A 15949-nucleotide genomic window follows, 5' to 3' on the forward strand; every position below is an offset into this window, starting at 1 on the left:
TATCACGGCTCATCGCAGGCGGCGAATTTCAGCGGCCATAGGGTTCCCGTGACAGGAAACGGGACGTTTGCCGGTTATGGGTGATGAAACCAGCGCTGATGATGTGTATTGCATGCCTATAAGTCTTGGGACTTTGTAAGTTCTCCAACCAGAGCGCGATGTCCAATACCGTCTTGGCCTGTCTGCTCTTAATACCCTTGACCTTTGCTTAACCACTCTCTCGGTGAAACGCCCATCTTCGCAGTAAACGCGCGCGACAGCGCCGGCGGGTTCGCATATCCAAGCTGCTCGGCCAGCAATTTGATTGGTCGCCCCTCGCGCAATCCCATCTGTGCAAGCGTGATGCGGCAACTCATCACGTAATCCGCCGGTGTCTGCCCCATCACCTGCTTAAACACCGTCGCAAAGCTCGTGCGTGACATACCTGCGCAGTCGGCCAGGCGTTCCAGGGTCCATGTTTCGCCAGGCGCTTCATGGAACATTACCAGCGCACGCGCAAGGCGCGAGTCGGAAAGTCCGGTGATCAGACCGGGTTGTATGCCGGCCTCTTCCGGGTGATCCAGCAACCATCGCAGTAACTGGATCAGCACTACTTCAAATAGCCGGTCAGCCAGCACCCGCTGTCCACAGCGCACTCGATCCGTCTCGGCAAACAGCAACTTAAGCGCAGGTTCAAGCCCTTCTACTGCGGCCAGCGGCAACCGGATGAACGCTGGCAGGCTGCGTGCAATGGGATTGCCCGCGCCGCCCTCGAACGTCAACGCCGCGCAGGTGAAGTCGGAACCTTCCTGGGGCGGGTTATGGAAATGGTGGGTAAGCGGCCGGGGATAGAACAGGACAGTAGGTTCGTCCAGTATCAACTTTTTCGGGATACCCGCGACGCCGTAATGGGTCACTTCCATTCGGCCACGGCGAAGCACATGCAAAAAGCCATGGCCGCTGCTGCAGTCGTACTTCTGTAAGCCGCATAAGACGCCCGAGTGAAAAAATTTGACGCGTACACGGAAGCGTTCCAGGAGCACGGACAACCTGTCAACGGGCGGATGAGCATTCATTTGAACGAAATGGTACGAACTTTGAATGAAATGATCCCAATGATACGCCATTGCTCCGCATACTGTACATCACCGGAGCAGTTGGAAACGCTGTCCGGCTGCTTGGAAAGTATCCCTTTTCGTTAAACCGTGCATTTGAAAGGAAAAACAGCATGCCACGCGTTAATATCAATACCGAACTCGTCCCGGAGGCAAGCCAGCCTGTCCTGAAGCAGATCCATAGGGCATTCGGGGCAACGCCAAACATGTTCAAAGCGGTGGCTAACTCCCCTGCGGCACTGAAGAGCATGTGGGGTGCGTTCACCGCGCTGGCCGGCGGCACCATTGGTGCTAAGCTGGGTGAGCAGATCGCGGTTGCGATTGCCAACCGTAACCGTTGTGAGTACTGTCTTGCTGCACACACCATGCTGGGTGAGAAGGCTGGTGCCAGCGCGGACGAGATGGCATCCGCACAGATAGGCCAGGCTGCAGACCATAAAACGGCGGCTGCCCTTGCTTTCGCAATTAAGGTCGTCAACGATCGTGGTGATGTATCGGCCAACGACATCGCGGCAATGCGTGATGCGGGATTCACCGATGAACACATCGTGGAAATCATGGCGCACGTGGCACTGAACCTGTTTACGAACTACGTTAATGTCGGATTCGAAGTACCCCTGGACTTTCCAAAAGTCGCATTGCACAACTAAGAATTCGCCTGATTGCTACGACGGCATATGCCGTTGTAGCTTCCAGTCAACTGGAGGACAACATGCACAATTTTTCTCTGTATCCCGAACTCGATGTCCTCGAGTGGATCAACACCGCACAGCCGATCCGGCTGGCCGACCTGCGCGGCCGCGTGGTAGTACTACATGCGTTTCAAATGTTGTGCCCCGGCTGCGTGTCATACGGCATACCTCAGGCAGAACGCATTGCACGAACGTTCCCTTCCAAAGAGGTGATAGTGCTGGGCCTGCATACGGTGTTCGAGCATCATGATGTGATGACGCCCGCGGCACTGCGCGCATTTGCGAGCGAATATCGGATCCGCATGCCGATCGCGATTGACCGACCGGCCGAGACGGGATCCGTGCCAACGACGATGAGGTTGCTGCAGTTGCAAGGGACGCCTAGCCTGGTATTACTCGACAAGACCGGCAGGATCAGGCACCAGCATCTGGGTGAGGTGGAAGATTTGCGAGTAGGGGCAGAAATCGGTGCCTTGTTAATGGAAACAGCGCAATCCGAACACCCAGTGGGCAGCGATATAAAGACCGGAGCATCACCTGCACGCGGATGTGATGGAGATACGTGTCGCGTGGATCCATCCATGCCTGGACTCGAACGTCGGTACTCGTCGGACGCGCCATGATGGAGATAACGGTGCAAACGCTGCAGGCACTTCCTTATTGATCATACTTTAGCCGATGACTATAACGGTGTTATCAACGCGGCGGAAGTGAGGAGATGAAATCAGATGCCAGGTCGATGACTGCCTGCGGCCGCTCCTTGTGGGGCACGTGGTAGGTGTTTTCCATGATTTCGACCTGCGACGTTCCGCTACAAAGTTGTCCGATCATCTTCGGATGCTGCGTCGATCCATATTCATCGAATACGCCATGAATGGCCAGCACCGGGCAAGTTACTCGGGGCAGGATGTCGTTCAACGACCATGAAGTAAACTGCGGATCGAGCCAGGTTTCGGTCCACGCATCGAGCACCCACTTTGCCTTTTCTCCATGATATTTCTTAAGTCGTTCAAGTTGGCTTTCGTCCTTGAACTGCTGTTTTGCGGCCAGAATTCCCTGCAGTGTCTCTATCGATGCAAATGTTTGCGCAGATTCAGTGATCAAGGCGATGCAATCCGAAGCGTATTCGGCAGCACAATTGACTGCCATGCCCCCGCCGACGCTATGGCCAAAGGCGATGAAATTCCGGAAGCCAAGCCGCCTGCCAATCACCGGGAAGAACGTCTTCGCTTCATCGGCGATGAAATCGAGCGCCAACCTATCCTCCCTTGGATCAGATTTTCCAAACCCAAGCCGGTCATAAGCAATAACCATTCGTCCGGTGGCCGCGCTCAGTAATGCGGGAAAGTCGCGCCATAAATCGACGCACCCCAGTGAATCATGAAGGAGCACGATGGGCGCTTTTTCTTGATGCACGCGCGAATTCTTCCAGGTGCGAGTAAAGATCCGACCACGAGGATGGTCAACGAAAAAGTCGTTGGAAATAATGTCGGCTGCGTCAGATATCATGTTCATGCGCTTGGTTTTTCCTTCAACAAATTACAAACGAAAGCAGGGCGCTACGGTCACAAGAAAACTGCGCATTGCGTCCCCAAAGCCCGTCCATTCAGTTCCAAACTCAGCCACATATAGTTGCATTGTTACTCTTTTGCGGCGCTGTGCTGGCAGCGAGATAATACTTTAAATGCCAGATCTATAACCATCCGCGATTGGCTCCAAGAATGGTGACATTGACGGATACCGACAAAGACATTAGTCTCATCCGACAGACCAAGCTTCTGCAAGGTCGGCGATTGGAGCTGTTTGGGCGGTAACCGACGCCAGTGCTCAACTTCTCAGGAGACACGAATTGACCAGCAAAAACACGATCTGCCTGTGGTACGACGGTGACGCCGTTGAGGCCGCAAAATTCTATGCCAAAACTTTTCCCGACAGCGCCGTCGGTGCCATCCACTACGCACCGGGCGACTATCCCGACGGCAAGCAGGGTGATGTCCTCACGGTCGAGTTCACCGTCGCCGGCATCCCCTGTCTTGGGCTGAACGGCGGCCCGCATTTCAAGCACAACGAGGCCTTTTCCTTTCAAATCGCGACCGACGACCAGGCCGAAACCGACCGCTTGTGGAACGCTATCGTCGGCAATGGCGGTCAGGAAAGCGCCTGCGGCTGGTGCAAGGACCGGTGGGGATTATCATGGCAAATTACCCCTCGCGCCCTCCTCGCAGCGATATCCGACCCCGATCGCGCCGCGGCAAAACGCGCATTCGACGCGATGATGGCCATGAAAAAGATCGACATTGCCGCGATAGAAGCGGCACGACTAGGCTGAAGTTCAGCTGCACTATTAACGTCTGCGGAACAGGCTGAATAGGAACTGTACAGTGCGCACACTCACGCGGCTGTAGCACTTGTTGCATCACCGCTAATGTTTAATGGAAATGATCCAGGCTTGAATTTTTCCATCGACAGGACCAGTGCCGAAACGATTGCGTATCGTATTCGCTGCGATATCGGTGGCTTCAGTCAGCCGTGATGCGCCACGGGCTTCGATCTCAATGCGAAGAGGAGTACCTTGGCAATACGCCAGTGCAGGAATATGTGATGAGTCTGCACGGCTGCGTGCGGATCGCGTTTCCAGCTCGGGAGACGCGGTAAATCCGGCATGCGCAAGGTCCTGCGCGATGACGGCAGGATCATGGTAGCCGTGAGGAATCCTGGCCAGGAATTGCGGCGGGTCGTTCGGAAACAGGGTTTTGAGCGAGTCGGTCACGAGATCGGCAAACTCGTTCTGGTCGATCCGGTCCCACACACTGCATATAAAGCGGCCACCAGGGCGGAGAACACGCCTCGCCTCAGAGAATGCCTTTGCCTTGTCCGGAAAGAACATGACTCCGAACTGGCAGACCACCATGTCGAACACCCCATCCGAAAACGGCAACTGCATGGCATCGGCCTGCCGCCACTCCACAGCGCGGGATGTACCGACTGCGACGGCCTGGTCGAGCATCGGCTGGTTTAAATCCGTTGCGATGATCGAAACCTCGGGCGGCAGGATCTTCGCAAGCTGACGCGTTACGACGCCAGTACCCGCCGCGATCTCGAGCACGTGTGAAGGCTGGAAATGGGTGACCCGCGCAGCGAGGTCTGCCGCGTACGGCTCGAAGATAAGCGGCACCAGATACCGTTCATAGAGCTGCGGAATGGTACCCGCAAATGCGGTATCGACGTCAGGAGAATTCATCATCGCCTTGTCAAATCGGCATGCACACGACTATGCAGCATAGCCTGAAAACAGGCGCTTAACAAAGCTGATGGCACATAGATGCGTCGAGCCTGGGTTACCACGTTGTTTATTGCTCTCTGCCGTTGCAACGGATACGCAGTCGTATAGAATGCTTCGCTTAAGAAACATATTTTTTGATTATGTCCGTAAAAAGCGTCTGCACTTCCCTCATTGTTATTTCGTCTTTATCCTTCCCTCTCTCCCCGGCAAATGCTGAATCTGACAAATCAGCGGTGGCCTTAGCCCGCGCTGCGGAACTGGCTGCGATACGCGCCAAGCATGATCAGGTCGAGCGCGAAGTGGCCGCGACGCTGAAATTGCGGCAGGAAGAATTACGCAAGGAAAAGGGTTTGCGCTCTGCGGACCGCACGCCAAAGGGAAGATCCGCAGGCGATCTGCAAGCTGAACCAGACAGCGCCGGACGGCATGATCACTGGGACTACGATGGCGAAGCAGGGCCTGCCCGCTGGGGCAAGCTCAATCCCGCCTGGACCAAGTGCGAGGTCGGCACGCGGCAATCGCCTATCGATATTCGTGATGGTATTCAGGTCGACCTGGAGACGCCCGTATTTGAATACAAATCATCGGCATTCAATGTTGTTGACAACGGGCATACGGTCCAGGTCAATGTCGGGCCAGGCAACCGCGTAACGCTGACCGGCCGCAGCTATGAACTTGTGCAGTTTCATTTTCACCGCCCATCCGAAGAAAAAATCGCTGGCCGGGGGTTTGATATGGTCGCGCACCTTGTCCACAAGGACAATGATGGCCGCATGCTGATCGTGGCTGTATTGATGGAAAGCGGCAAACCACATTCGCTGGTTCAAACGGTATGGAACAATCTGCCGCTCGAAAAGAATGACCCCTTCGTTCCCACCATCACGATAGACCTGAACCAACTACTGCCGCCGCGAACAGATTACTACACCTATATGGGTTCGCTCACGACACCGCCCTGCACCGAGGGTGTGTTATGGGTAGTGATGAAAGAACCGATTCAGGTTTCGGCGCAGCAGATCGGTATATTTGCAAGGCTATATCCAATGAATGCGCGCCCCGTCCAGGCAAATTCCGGCAGGTTGATCAAAGAATCGAATTAAAGCCTGGCCTAAAGCCGAGTCGAAAGTCGTACTGCATTACGCTTGAATGCCTACTGCTTCAAGCCATTCAAGCCGGCAACTCAAGCCATGCACTCCGGCATCGAGCATCGCTGTTCACAATTGCCGAAGACCTTCAGGCGTGTTGATGTGAGCCACCAGTCGTGGCGCCGCGCCGTTTTCCGTTTTGCGTATGGACACCGGTCCATCGAGACCGATTGCCGCTAGAAGTCTTTCCATGCGTGCGGGGTCCGGATGCAGGACTTCCAGTCTCGCAAGGCTAAGGCCGACATCTTCAAGCCTGGAAGCCGGATGCGTCTCGGCGTGCCACTGGATCAATGCCGGTGCAACCCCGTCACAGGGAACCGAACCATCGGCAGGGATGGTGATCAGCCAGTTCAGCGCCCCACGCGTCATCGGCTCGATCGCCCCGAGCGCTTCGGTACATGCCGCATGGGACGCATGAATGTCTTCGGTGCGTACCACCCAGGTGGTCAACGCCGGAACAGCATTCGCCGATAAGCGGTCCAGATTGAACCAGCGTGGCCTGGAAGGCGATGGTGCTGCGGGATTGGGTGAAATCACTTCAAGGAACAGCGCATCGCCAAGTCGAAGCAGGAGGTTGTGCGTTCCCATGCGTGGATGCTCGCCACCTGCCTGGGGCGCAACACCAAGCGTCTTTAACACATACTCTTCGCCGGCCTTGAGAGTCGGTGAGGTAATCGTAATGTGATCAATGCTGCACGGCTTCACTTTGCCTCCCTTGATGACACGGTTAATGATGCGTTAGTCGATGGACTGCTAATCAGGCCGCTCAGCATCAGTCTACGGCAAACGCAAGGCAGGTGCGCGGATATGAAACAGCCAAGGGTTGTCCCAGGCTCCGGCAACCGACACCAGTTTCATATCGCCAGCGCTGCCGTTGCTGCACACACTTTGCTTCATGCCTGATCCGGACGAGTTTCGCACTTGTTGCGAAACTGATTACCCTGCGACAGCAGGCCGTTTACTACTCGGCACTGGAGGCACGGCTGGAGGTCCACTGTGCTGCCTAAGCATTTCCTGAAACGCTGGCTGCCGCTGCAACAACTCGCTGACACTGCCAACATCCTGGATCTCGCCGTTTGCCATCAGCACCACCTTGTTAAAGTGATGCAGTAGATGCATCCGATGTACCGACGCGATAATGCACGCATCAGGTAACGCCGCGGTGATGCGTGCAAATACGTTTTCCTCGGTGATCGGGTCCAGTGCACTGGTCGGCTCGTCCAGCAATACCATTGAGTTGCCCTGTGCAGCCAGAAGCCCGCGTGCGAGGCAAAGCCGTTGGCGCTGTCCGCCCGAGAGATTGCAGCCTCGCTCCGACAGCGGCGTATTTAAGCCCAGAGACATTTCCGCCATAACGGAGTCGAAAGCGCTGATATGGGCTGCTTTGATAAGGTCAACGTCGTTATGCTCGCCTGACAGTGAGAGATTATCGCGGATTGACGCGTTGAACACATCCGCTTCCTGCGGAATAAGTGTCGCGATGCTGCCGAGGTGAGGCGTCGTCTGGTAATGCTTGCCGTCGACCTCGATACGCTGGCCGTTCGCAATGTACTGCCCCGCCAGTACACGCATCAGTGTGCTTTTTCCTGCACCACTGGGTCCGACAAGCGCGATCCGATCTCCCCGGCCAAGCGTGATGGCGACCCGCTTCAGGCCTGCGCCCGCGGGGCTCACTTTACCTGCACCTGCCGGGGTGGACTCCGTGAGCCCTGCGGCGGTATGGTCGTAATTCAAACCGCTCACCTCGATGCGCCGCCAGTCGTTCGGAATTGGCGCACCGGCGTCGGGCTGATCGGGAGCACTCCAGATCGCTTCCGCACTGGCAAGGTCGGTACGGGCTCGCGCGACGGTCTGGAACTTGTCGGCCAGGGCAAGGACGACAGCCCTTGCCTGGTGCGCATACTGGTGCACCAGAAATACGCTACCGATCAGGATGGTCCCGTCACGTTCGCTTAGCCATACCGCTGCGGCGACGAGCCCCCACGTGAACGCTACGCTGAACAGGTCGGCAACACACCACTTGACCTCCACCACCGTGATGCTCTTTCGTGCCGGCACAAAAACCTGGTCAAGCTTTTCGTCGACCAGGCGCGCCGAACTGCGCTCCATGCGAAAGGACATCACAGTGGCAACATTGCCAAGAAAATCGAGTAACCTCGCCTGGTAGGTGCGTTCAGCAGCGTTTTCTTCTTTGGCAAGGCGCATTAGCGCAACGTCGAACCGGATCATGATGAGGCCAACCAAGCCATATCCGACCACGGCGAACAATCCGAGCACAGGCGAGAACAGCATGATGGCGAATGCCGCTCCAAGAAAATGCACAATGGCTTTGATGTAGTGAAACTGGTTTTGCGTAAAGCTGTGCAGGGCAAGCGAGGACTGGCTGATTCGCTGCTGCACCTCTCCAGAGTGATGACGGTTATGCCAGGCCAGCGGAAGCCGCATCAACTTCGCATATACCGCATTGATGAAGTTCTTGCGAACGAGCAGGGCAATCCGCCGCTCCCCTACTCTTCCCGGTCCATGCAATGCCCATGCGCCAACTGCAGCGGCAATAATGGCGGCTCCATAATATGCCGCAGTGGACAAGGCCTGTGTTCCGTTCTGCTGCAACGCATTAAGCGCTTGCGCACCCAGCCAGGGTGAAAGCAGCTCCATCAGGGCGGCACCAACCAACATGGCCCAGGTCAGAGCCAGCCTGAGTCGCACGCCTCCAGCATAGCGCCACATGTTGACATAAAGACCGCCGGGCCTCGTCCGCACGCAAACGCCATCGTCATTGGCGTTGCAATCGCGTGCCGCTTCGGCACGGGCGGACGGCGAAAACTTGAAATGCATAGGAATGAAACGAACAGGCGGGCAGGTTCAGGACCCTCATCTTGTACAAGGGAGAGTCGAAATCGAAAAAGTCGGAAAGAATAATTTCCTTCAACCAATACTACCATGCAGGTACGCCAGTGTTGACGCGGTGTAGCGCTGATGTCACATGTGATGACACAGCGTCAAGCCCAAGCCGTAGCTGCCTCCGATTCGCAGATACCTTTAACAGAAAAGGATAGGTTGAATGCCGGTCGGCTCCAACGGGGGGGTGGATGCTGCCATTACTAGCAGCATCAGCGTTGGTGTAACGGAGGACATGCAATATTGCCATTCAATGTTGCAATTCTATAAAATGGCGAACATGTCTTTATTGCCATGTGAATTTATTGCCCCGACGAAGTGGGCTTTAGGACTTGAATATTATTGAATACTTGCTGGACGCCTGAAACTTTCAATGCAGTCTGAGCAGCATCTTGTCTCTGTTGCTCGGACTCAAGGAAACCGGTCAGGACGACGATACCTCTGGACGACTCAACGTTAATACCACTTGCATTGCCAATGCCGGCGGTGCGTGCAATGTCCTGTTTGATGCGGCTGTTCAACTGGGCGTCGGGTGACGGTGAAGGTGAAGCGCAAGCGCTTAATAGCAGTGCCGCACTAAGGAAAAAACCAGCAGTTTTCATGACAACTCCTTTCATGGTTGGAGGGTGCCTCATAACCAGTAATGATCTGACACCCACTCCGTAGTCACATTCCTGTTATTAAAGTTCCATCTTTTGGAGAATGCAATGGAACAGGAATCTGATGATTGAGGGCACACGGCGATACAACAATCGCGATACCGTGCCGCGAAGATGGCTGTCAATCAACTATTATTCAATTCGATGTGCTCTGGCAGTTGTTTAGTCAATGCACAAACCAAGTGAACGACATTTGCAAGATTTGGAAGGCCCTTGCTTTCGACAAACCGTGATGAAACGCCGACACTAGTTAGTCTTACCGACGGATGACGCAGAGTGCCTGTCGGTATAGCACTTGTATCAGAACTAAACCAAAGCCTTCCTCGATTTAAGATGCATACGATATACATCTTTGATACAATGCATCGCGCCGGACAGGGAGCACGAACGCTTGAGTAAAGCGGAGCATCTGCCCCTTCGAGGTCTGCGCATTCTTATCGATCTGTCAGATGCGGACAAGGACCGAGTACCCGCAACGGTGGCCGGCACCGGAACATCACTGTGCGGCTTGCAGGGAAAATGGCCCGCCATCTCGGCATCTGAGGCAAGTAGCTTTACGCTCACAGTACGAGCAATTTTTTTAAAACTTATCATGCATAATTAATGCATGTTTTTGAGGAAAGAATGGTTTCTGCAGTAGCCCGCCCCTATATCGATGCCAGCGTTCCGGTTCTGCGCGAACACGGCCTCGCTATTACACGCACGTTTTACCAGAACATGTTCGCGGCGCATCCGGAGCTGACCAACCTGTTCAATATGGGAAACCAGGCGAGCGGAGTGCAGCAACAATCTCTAGCTTCGGCGGTATTCGCCTACGCCGCCAATATCGACAATGCTGCAGCACTTGGCCCAGTCGTCAGCCGCATCGTGCACAAACATGCATCGGTCGGAATCAGGCAGGAACACTATCCCATCGTCGGCCGACATCTGCTCGGTGCAATTCAGGAGGTGCTCGGCGATGCAGCGACACCGCCGCTGATTGCCGCATGGGATGAGGCATATTCAGAACTTGCAGCTGCATTGATCCAGGCCGAAAAAGCATTGTATGCGCAGTCAGGGACGAGCCCTGGCGAATTACGGGCAATGCGTGTGACAGAGACTCGCAACGAATGCGAGAACGTAAAATCGTTCGTCTTGCAAGCGGTTGACGGTTGTGCTGTTCCTGCATTCAAGCCGGGGCAATACCTGAGTGTCTCGGTCAGCTTCGACAACGGAAACACGCAACTGCGCCAGTACAGCTTGTCGGATGCGCCTAACGGTCAGACGTTGCGAATCACGGTCAAACGCGAAAAAGCGGAAGAAAACAAGCCGGCTGGCCACGTGTCGAACTGGTTGCACGACCATACCGTCGTTGGCGACACGATCAGGGTAACGCATCCGTTTGGCGACTTTACACCAGACACTGAATCCGATTCGCCGATCGTCTTGCTTTCCGCCGGTGTTGGCATCACGCCGATGATATCGATACTGAAGCGCATTGCCGAAGCAAACCCCGCGCGCCATGTGGTTTTTGCGCACGCTACGCGTCACAGCGGCCATCATGCGCACCGTGCAGAAATCACCAAGGCAAAAAGCATCATGCCGAATCTTACCGTCGCAACTTTTTATGAACAGGCGTCGACCGAAGAGATCGCTCAAGGCATCGCATTTGCGGGACGCATGGATGTTTCCAGGCTTACTCCCTGGTCGTATGCCGAGGCCAGTGTCTACCTTTGCGGGCCGGTCGAGTTCATGCAGGCGCAATGGCGTAGCCTGATCGATATCGGTGTTCCTGCCAACAAATTGCATCGTGAAGTCTTCGGGCCAGAGTTGCTAAATTATGTAAACTAAGGACGCGTCAGTCGGCCGCTTCATGCATCATGCACAATGTAGGCATTGATATGTGAAGTGGCAGAGCAATTTTCATCTCACACAGGAAAAGCCATGTCGGTCAAATCAATCAACGAATCGTCTATTCGTATCATGGTGGATACCTTCTATGCAGGTGTGCGCGAGGACGCGGTGCTGGCGCCTGTCTTTGAAAAAATGCTGGCCGGGAAATGGGAAACTCACATGCCGCGCATGTACGCGTTCTGGACCAAACTGCTGCTCGGCACCGGAGAATTTCAGGGCAATGTGTTTGGCAAGCACATGGCGCTGGAAGGCATAGAGAAAGAACATTTCATCCACTGGCTGGGCCTGTTCCGCAAGACTGCTGTGGAGATCTTTGGCAAGGACGAGGCGCACGTTGCAATTGAAGTTGCTGAACGTATTGCAGGAAGCTTGCAGCTTGGCTATTTCGGTGAGCAGATCGAGGTATAGATAGCGGGGACTCACCGTTGGACATGCCCTGGAGCGGGTTTCATATTGGTGTGCGGAGCGTCGTGTGGCGGGCCACACAAGCGACAAGCAACGCCGCCCGGCGCTTCAAACGATCATTGCAGCGCACAGTGCTTGCCGGCACCCGATTCCCGTACAGGAATGCAGTTTCAATAGCCTTTGGCGTGTTCTGGAACTAGAATTGCGCAGCACAGACCAGAGGAAAAACCATGAGCCGTAACATTCTCGACGAAGCACATATTCATCCGGCGGTCAGGAGCATCGTGGCCAACAATCATATCAATGTCATCGCCGAAGTTCAGGCAGCCATCGCGTCCAACCCGATAGTCGTCGTCGGTATGGCGCAGAATCCTTTTCCACGGAAGGCACGTCGCGCGCTCGACGAGATCAAGGCTAAGTATGCGTATCTGGAATACGGCAGTTACCTGAGCGGCTGGCGTCCACGCACCACGCTGAAAATGTGGACCGGTTGGCCGACATTCCCGATGATATTCGTGAACGGTATTTTGATTGGCGGGGCAAGTGACCTGCAACGGCTCATTGCAAGCGGCGAACTAACCGGCCTTCTCGCCGGCTAGAGCGTTTTAATCCTGACCGTCACGTACACCTGCGCTCGAGCCCTGAGCCAGTCTGCGCAAAACACCTGTTAGAGCGCCTATCAAAATGCCGCTTGCCGAGTTGCTTGGGGCCGCGGAGGCTCCTAGCCGTACGCCTGTACTGTCTTCGTCGGCGCGCCTGCCATCGTCATTTTGATAGGCGCTCTTATGTGTTTGAAGGTCATGCACGCTCCCCGAACTTCAACAGATTTCCGTGCGGGTCAATGACATAAAGCTCTTTCATTCCCCATGGACGTGTTGCCGGTGCGTCGACGGCAAGTCCTTTTTCCACAAATTCCTCATAGAGCTTCTGGGCGCTGGCTACGCGGACATAACAGGAAGTGTTTTCTGCGATCATACGATCAGAACACAGCCAGAAATGGATTTCCGCGCCGTCACGCATCACCATGGCGTAGTCATCGTACTGGCCGGCTCGTATAAAGCCCAAACGTTCTGTATAGAAGGCGACGGATTCATCCAGGTTCATGGAAGCCAGAACCGGAATCGTGGTTTGAATTTGTATGGTCATAGATATAACGCTTTCAATATGGCCTGCCAGGCTGGAATGCTACCACCGTCACCAAATATCCAAAACGGCGATGCGCGTTATCATGCCATGATGCATTCCACTCTCTCAAATCCGCGTATTGGCCTGATCCAGATCCATGCCGCCGTGCTGCTTGCCGGCGGCGCCGGTCTCTTCGCCAAGTTCGTTCCCGCCAGCCCGATGGTGCTCACTGCCGGCAGAACCGTCTTTGGCAGCCTCGCCCTGCTACTGGTCGCCCTGGCGGCCGGATCGAGCCTTCGACTTCGCAGCGGGAAGGACCTGTTCATACTCGCGCTCTCGGGCGCCATCCTTGCCGCGCACTGGTTCACGTTCTTCCTGTCGATCCAGGTATCTACGGTCGCCATTGGCTTGCTGGCTTTTTCAAGCTTTCCACTGTTTGCAACGTTTCTTGAGCCACTGGTCTTCGGTGAACCGTTACGCCGCCGCGATGTGGTGACCGCAGCCTTTGTCACTATGGGACTGATCCTTGTCACGCCGAGCTTTGATATTGGCAACCACCTGACCCAGGGCCTGCTTTGGGGCGTGGTTTCAGCCCTGGCCTATGCGGTGCTGTCACTACTCAGCCGGGCTTACGCTAACCGATACCCGCCGATTGCCGTATCTTTCTATCAGCAAGGTTTCGCAGCGCTGTGCACCCTGCCTTTGGCATTGCAGTGGAACGGTACGCTTGCAGGCCGAGATTTCTTGACCTTGCTTGTACTGGGCGTCGTCTTTACCGCCCTTGGGCAAGGTCTGGTTGTTTCCAGCCTGCGTCACCTTCGCGCACAAACCACAAGTGTCGTATTTGGTTTGGAACCTGTGTACGGCATTATCCTGGCAGGCGTGCTACTAGGCGAGATTCCCACGTTACGGACTTTGCTTGGCGGCCTACTCATCTGCGGCGCGGTATTGTCGGCCTCGTTTGTGCACGACCACCCGATAAAAAGGAGTGCGTAGCCGGCGACAACGCGGCCAGAGCGGGTTTCATATTGGTGTGCGGAGAAGCGGGTCGATTTGGCGTGCAGGGCAAGGCGCGCGGAGCGCCGTGTGGCGGGCCACACAAGCGACAAGCAACGCCGACCGGCGCGTCAAGGCGGCCCGAGGCGACAGTACATCAATATGACACCCGCTCTAAGCTTTGGCTGACAGGCGATAAGCTTAGCAAGCGGTTCAGTCAGATGTGCGACAGCCCGGCTTTCCTACGCGCAACGGCGGCGCGGTCGCCGGTCAGCGGCACCGTGACCCGGGCACATTTCTCTATCAGGTCGCTGAGCTTATCCAGTTCGCCGTTAGTGACGGATTCCCTGGCAGCCACCATCGAATGGAACAGATCTTCTTGACCTGCCATATCAGGATGAAACTGCGCGCACATATCCCAATCGGTTTCCACGCCGCGCCGGAATGCAGCCCGCACCTCGTCGACCGGGGCAGCATCCTGCTGAACCAACGCGCGTTTGACGTTTTCCTGGATGGCCCATGCGCCTGCCGTGGCCGCAAGTGCAAGTATCAGGAAGGTAAGGCGACGTTTGACGATGAACAGGTAGTATAAAAACCGCATTGCATCGGCCCTTGGTGAGCTGGTTATCCATTTACCCGATGCCTATAGCGTGCCCTGATGCCGTAAAAAAACCTTGATCCTGATCACTTTTTCGTCACTGCTTTTTTATTGCTGGAAGTACAAGAGGCGCAATGCCAGTGTGTAGCCCGCTTCCGTAGCCATCAGGCCGACCAGCACCAGCAGGCAAAGCGGCGGCAACAGGATGGCATAGACCAGTGAAAGACGTTCCCACGCCATATGCATGAACACTGCCACGATCAGACCCGCCTTCAAAAACATGAAGATAAGAATCAGTGTCCATCGCAGGTAGCTTTCGACATGAAAATAGTCGACGAGATAGGACAAGGTACTAAGAAAAAACAGCAAGCCCCAAATCTTGAAGTACAGACCGATGGGATGCTCTTGCCCATGTTCCTGTCCATGCTGTTGTGGACTATGCGCGCTCATGGTTGGCCTTACCATAGATAAAATAACGCAAAGATGAATACCCACACCAGATCGACAAAGTGCCAGTACAGGCCTGCTATCTCGACGATCTGGTAATTGCCGCTGTGCTCATACCGCCCGCGCAGTACACGGGTTGCAACGACCAGCAGATAAATGACCCCGGCGGAGACGTGCAAGCCGTGAAAGCCCGTAATCATGAAGAAGGTCGAACCGAATTGCGCTGCCCCCATTGGATTACCCCAGGGACGAACACCCTCCTCCACTATCAGCTTGGTCCATTCAAAAGCCTGCATGCCGACGAACATGAGGCCAAACGCTGCGGTGACAAACATGAGCAATGCGGTGCGACGCCGGTCGCGACGATAGGCAAAGTTGACTGCCATCGCCATGGTGCCGCTACTGGTGATCAGGACAAAGGTCATGATGGCGATCAAGATCAGTGGAATGTCCGCGCCGCCTATCTGCAATGCAAAGACTTCGCTCGGATTCGGCCATTGCGCAGGGGTTCCCATCCTGACCGTCATATAGCCGGTCAAAAAGCAGCTGAACACGAAAGTGTCCGATAACAGAAAAATCCACATCATCGCCTTGGCCCACGACACTTGAAACGCCTGGCGATCCGATGACCAGTCCGCCACCACACCGCGCCACGCGGTGGCTGGTGTTTCCGGTACCTGCTGCGGTGGCGACAATTGTGCGCTCATGATC

Annotated in this window: 18 protein-coding genes; 8 read left to right on the plus strand and 10 right to left on the minus strand. The window is 55.3% G+C overall.

The window, feature by feature from the left end:
• Nucleotides 1-188: 188 nt before the first annotated feature.
• Entirely contained in the window at nt 189-1106 is a 918-nt protein-coding gene (locus ACFQUU_RS13165) for an AraC family transcriptional regulator (RefSeq protein ID WP_382247763.1), read from the minus strand.
• Nucleotides 1107-1207: 101 nt separating this feature from the next.
• Between ACFQUU_RS13165 and ACFQUU_RS13170 the strand changes: the two genes are divergently transcribed.
• Together ACFQUU_RS13170 and ACFQUU_RS13175 are read left to right on the plus strand one after the other, a co-directional pair.
• On the plus strand, nt 1208-1744 hold the full coding sequence (locus ACFQUU_RS13170) for a carboxymuconolactone decarboxylase family protein (protein WP_382247765.1): 537 nt from the start codon (nt 1208-1210) through the stop codon (nt 1742-1744).
• 62 nt (nt 1745-1806) lie between these two features.
• A complete protein-coding gene (locus ACFQUU_RS13175; protein WP_382247767.1) occupies nt 1807-2409 on the plus strand; it encodes a redoxin domain-containing protein in 603 nt (200 codons plus the stop codon).
• A 73-nt stretch (nt 2410-2482) separates the two neighbouring features.
• Here the strand turns inward: ACFQUU_RS13175 and ACFQUU_RS13180 are convergent, their stop codons facing one another.
• A complete protein-coding gene (locus ACFQUU_RS13180) occupies nt 2483-3295 on the minus strand; it encodes an alpha/beta fold hydrolase (RefSeq protein WP_382247993.1) in 813 nt (270 codons plus the stop codon).
• 340 nt (nt 3296-3635) lie between these two features.
• Between ACFQUU_RS13180 and ACFQUU_RS13185 the strand changes: the two genes are divergently transcribed.
• Complete coding sequence (locus ACFQUU_RS13185) at nt 3636-4115, plus strand: VOC family protein (RefSeq protein WP_382247769.1); 480 nt, start codon at nt 3636-3638, stop codon at nt 4113-4115.
• A 93-nt stretch (nt 4116-4208) separates the two neighbouring features.
• On the opposite strand, the gene ACFQUU_RS13190 is transcribed toward ACFQUU_RS13185, so the two are convergent.
• On the minus strand, nt 4209-5027 hold the full coding sequence (locus ACFQUU_RS13190; protein ID WP_382247995.1) for a class I SAM-dependent methyltransferase: 819 nt from the start codon (nt 5025-5027) through the stop codon (nt 4209-4211).
• 275 nt (nt 5028-5302) lie between these two features.
• Here ACFQUU_RS13190 and ACFQUU_RS13195 point away from each other — a divergent pair, with 275 nt between their 5' ends.
• The gene (locus ACFQUU_RS13195) at nt 5303-6169 is read left to right on the plus strand and encodes a carbonic anhydrase (RefSeq protein WP_382247771.1); all 867 of its coding nucleotides are present in this window, start codon (nt 5303-5305) and stop codon (nt 6167-6169) included.
• Between the two features lie 114 nt (nt 6170-6283).
• Here the strand turns inward: ACFQUU_RS13195 and ACFQUU_RS13200 are convergent, their stop codons facing one another.
• The 3 genes from ACFQUU_RS13200 to ACFQUU_RS13210 all read right to left on the minus strand — a co-directional run bounded on the left by ACFQUU_RS13200 (nt 6284) and on the right by ACFQUU_RS13210 (nt 9717).
• A complete protein-coding gene (locus ACFQUU_RS13200; protein ID WP_382247773.1) occupies nt 6284-6919 on the minus strand; it encodes a VOC family protein in 636 nt (211 codons plus the stop codon).
• Between the two features lie 231 nt (nt 6920-7150).
• Nucleotides 7151-9052: an ATP-binding cassette domain-containing protein gene (locus ACFQUU_RS13205; RefSeq protein ID WP_382247775.1), complete on the minus strand. Its 1902-nt coding sequence runs from the start codon at nt 9050-9052 to the stop codon at nt 7151-7153.
• Nucleotides 9053-9417: 365 nt separating this feature from the next.
• Complete coding sequence (locus ACFQUU_RS13210) at nt 9418-9717, minus strand: BON domain-containing protein (protein WP_382247777.1); 300 nt, start codon at nt 9715-9717, stop codon at nt 9418-9420.
• Nucleotides 9718-10398: 681 nt separating this feature from the next.
• Between ACFQUU_RS13210 and hmpA the strand changes: the two genes are divergently transcribed.
• The 3 genes from hmpA (at nt 10399) to ACFQUU_RS13225 (ending at nt 12671) form a co-directional block, all read left to right on the plus strand.
• Nucleotides 10399-11604: an NO-inducible flavohemoprotein gene (gene hmpA, locus ACFQUU_RS13215; RefSeq protein ID WP_382247779.1), complete on the plus strand. Its 1206-nt coding sequence runs from the start codon at nt 10399-10401 to the stop codon at nt 11602-11604.
• Nucleotides 11605-11661: 57 nt separating this feature from the next.
• Nucleotides 11662-12075, plus strand: coding sequence for a group III truncated hemoglobin (locus ACFQUU_RS13220; protein WP_382247781.1), 414 nt, complete (start codon nt 11662-11664; stop codon nt 12073-12075).
• A 227-nt stretch (nt 12076-12302) separates the two neighbouring features.
• A complete protein-coding gene (locus tag ACFQUU_RS13225) occupies nt 12303-12671 on the plus strand; it encodes a glutaredoxin domain-containing protein (protein ID WP_382247783.1) in 369 nt (122 codons plus the stop codon).
• Nucleotides 12672-12870: 199 nt separating this feature from the next.
• Here ACFQUU_RS13225 and ACFQUU_RS13230 read toward each other — a convergent pair whose 3' ends face one another.
• Nucleotides 12871-13218 carry a bleomycin resistance protein gene (locus tag ACFQUU_RS13230; RefSeq protein ID WP_382247785.1) on the minus strand — a complete coding sequence of 116 codons (348 nt, stop codon included), beginning with the start codon at nt 13216-13218 and terminating at the stop codon, nt 12871-12873.
• A gap of 87 nt (nt 13219-13305) precedes the next feature.
• Between ACFQUU_RS13230 and ACFQUU_RS13235 the strand changes: the two genes are divergently transcribed.
• Nucleotides 13306-14193 carry a DMT family transporter gene (locus ACFQUU_RS13235; RefSeq protein WP_382247787.1) on the plus strand — a complete coding sequence of 296 codons (888 nt, stop codon included), beginning with the start codon at nt 13306-13308 and terminating at the stop codon, nt 14191-14193.
• A gap of 217 nt (nt 14194-14410) precedes the next feature.
• Here ACFQUU_RS13235 and ACFQUU_RS13240 read toward each other — a convergent pair whose 3' ends face one another.
• From ACFQUU_RS13240 to ACFQUU_RS13250, 3 genes are all read right to left on the minus strand, one after another.
• The gene (locus ACFQUU_RS13240; RefSeq protein ID WP_382247789.1) at nt 14411-14794 is read right to left on the minus strand and encodes a hypothetical protein; all 384 of its coding nucleotides are present in this window, start codon (nt 14792-14794) and stop codon (nt 14411-14413) included.
• Nucleotides 14795-14899: 105 nt separating this feature from the next.
• Nucleotides 14900-15241 carry a cytochrome C oxidase subunit IV family protein gene (locus tag ACFQUU_RS13245; RefSeq protein ID WP_382247791.1) on the minus strand — a complete coding sequence of 114 codons (342 nt, stop codon included), beginning with the start codon at nt 15239-15241 and terminating at the stop codon, nt 14900-14902.
• A gap of 8 nt (nt 15242-15249) precedes the next feature.
• The gene (locus tag ACFQUU_RS13250) at nt 15250-15945 is read right to left on the minus strand and encodes a heme-copper oxidase subunit III family protein (protein ID WP_382247793.1); all 696 of its coding nucleotides are present in this window, start codon (nt 15943-15945) and stop codon (nt 15250-15252) included.
• Nucleotides 15946-15949: the final 4 nt, after the last annotated feature.

Source organism: Herbaspirillum sp. GCM10030257 (genome assembly GCF_042666555.1).
Taxonomy (GTDB): domain Bacteria; phylum Pseudomonadota; class Gammaproteobacteria; order Burkholderiales; family Burkholderiaceae_D; genus Noviherbaspirillum.

Excerpts from the sequence above, each read along its gene's own strand:
- ACFQUU_RS13165 (WP_382247763.1), bottom strand. The coding sequence starts at position 1,106 with ATGGCGTATCATTGGGATCATTTCATTCAAAGTTCGTACCATTTCGTT.
- ACFQUU_RS13170 (WP_382247765.1), top strand. The coding sequence starts at position 1,208 with ATGCCACGCGTTAATATCAATACCGAACTCGTCCCGGAGGCAAGCCAG.
- ACFQUU_RS13175 (WP_382247767.1), top strand. The coding sequence starts at position 1,807 with ATGCACAATTTTTCTCTGTATCCCGAACTCGATGTCCTCGAGTGGATC.
- ACFQUU_RS13180 (WP_382247993.1), bottom strand. The coding sequence starts at position 3,295 with ATGATATCTGACGCAGCCGACATTATTTCCAACGACTTTTTCGTTGAC.
- ACFQUU_RS13190 (WP_382247995.1), bottom strand. The coding sequence starts at position 5,027 with ATGAATTCTCCTGACGTCGATACCGCATTTGCGGGTACCATTCCGCAG.
- ACFQUU_RS13205 (WP_382247775.1), bottom strand. The coding sequence starts at position 9,052 with ATGCATTTCAAGTTTTCGCCGTCCGCCCGTGCCGAAGCGGCACGCGAT.
- ACFQUU_RS13210 (WP_382247777.1), bottom strand. The coding sequence starts at position 9,717 with ATGAAAACTGCTGGTTTTTTCCTTAGTGCGGCACTGCTATTAAGCGCT.
- hmpA (WP_382247779.1), top strand. The coding sequence starts at position 10,399 with ATGGTTTCTGCAGTAGCCCGCCCCTATATCGATGCCAGCGTTCCGGTT.
- ACFQUU_RS13225 (WP_382247783.1), top strand. The coding sequence starts at position 12,303 with ATGAGCCGTAACATTCTCGACGAAGCACATATTCATCCGGCGGTCAGG.
- ACFQUU_RS13230 (WP_382247785.1), bottom strand. The coding sequence starts at position 13,218 with ATGACCATACAAATTCAAACCACGATTCCGGTTCTGGCTTCCATGAAC.
- ACFQUU_RS13235 (WP_382247787.1), top strand. The coding sequence starts at position 13,306 with ATGATGCATTCCACTCTCTCAAATCCGCGTATTGGCCTGATCCAGATC.
- ACFQUU_RS13240 (WP_382247789.1), bottom strand. The coding sequence starts at position 14,794 with ATGCGGTTTTTATACTACCTGTTCATCGTCAAACGTCGCCTTACCTTC.
- ACFQUU_RS13245 (WP_382247791.1), bottom strand. The coding sequence starts at position 15,241 with ATGAGCGCGCATAGTCCACAACAGCATGGACAGGAACATGGGCAAGAG.
- ACFQUU_RS13250 (WP_382247793.1), bottom strand. The coding sequence starts at position 15,945 with ATGAGCGCACAATTGTCGCCACCGCAGCAGGTACCGGAAACACCAGCC.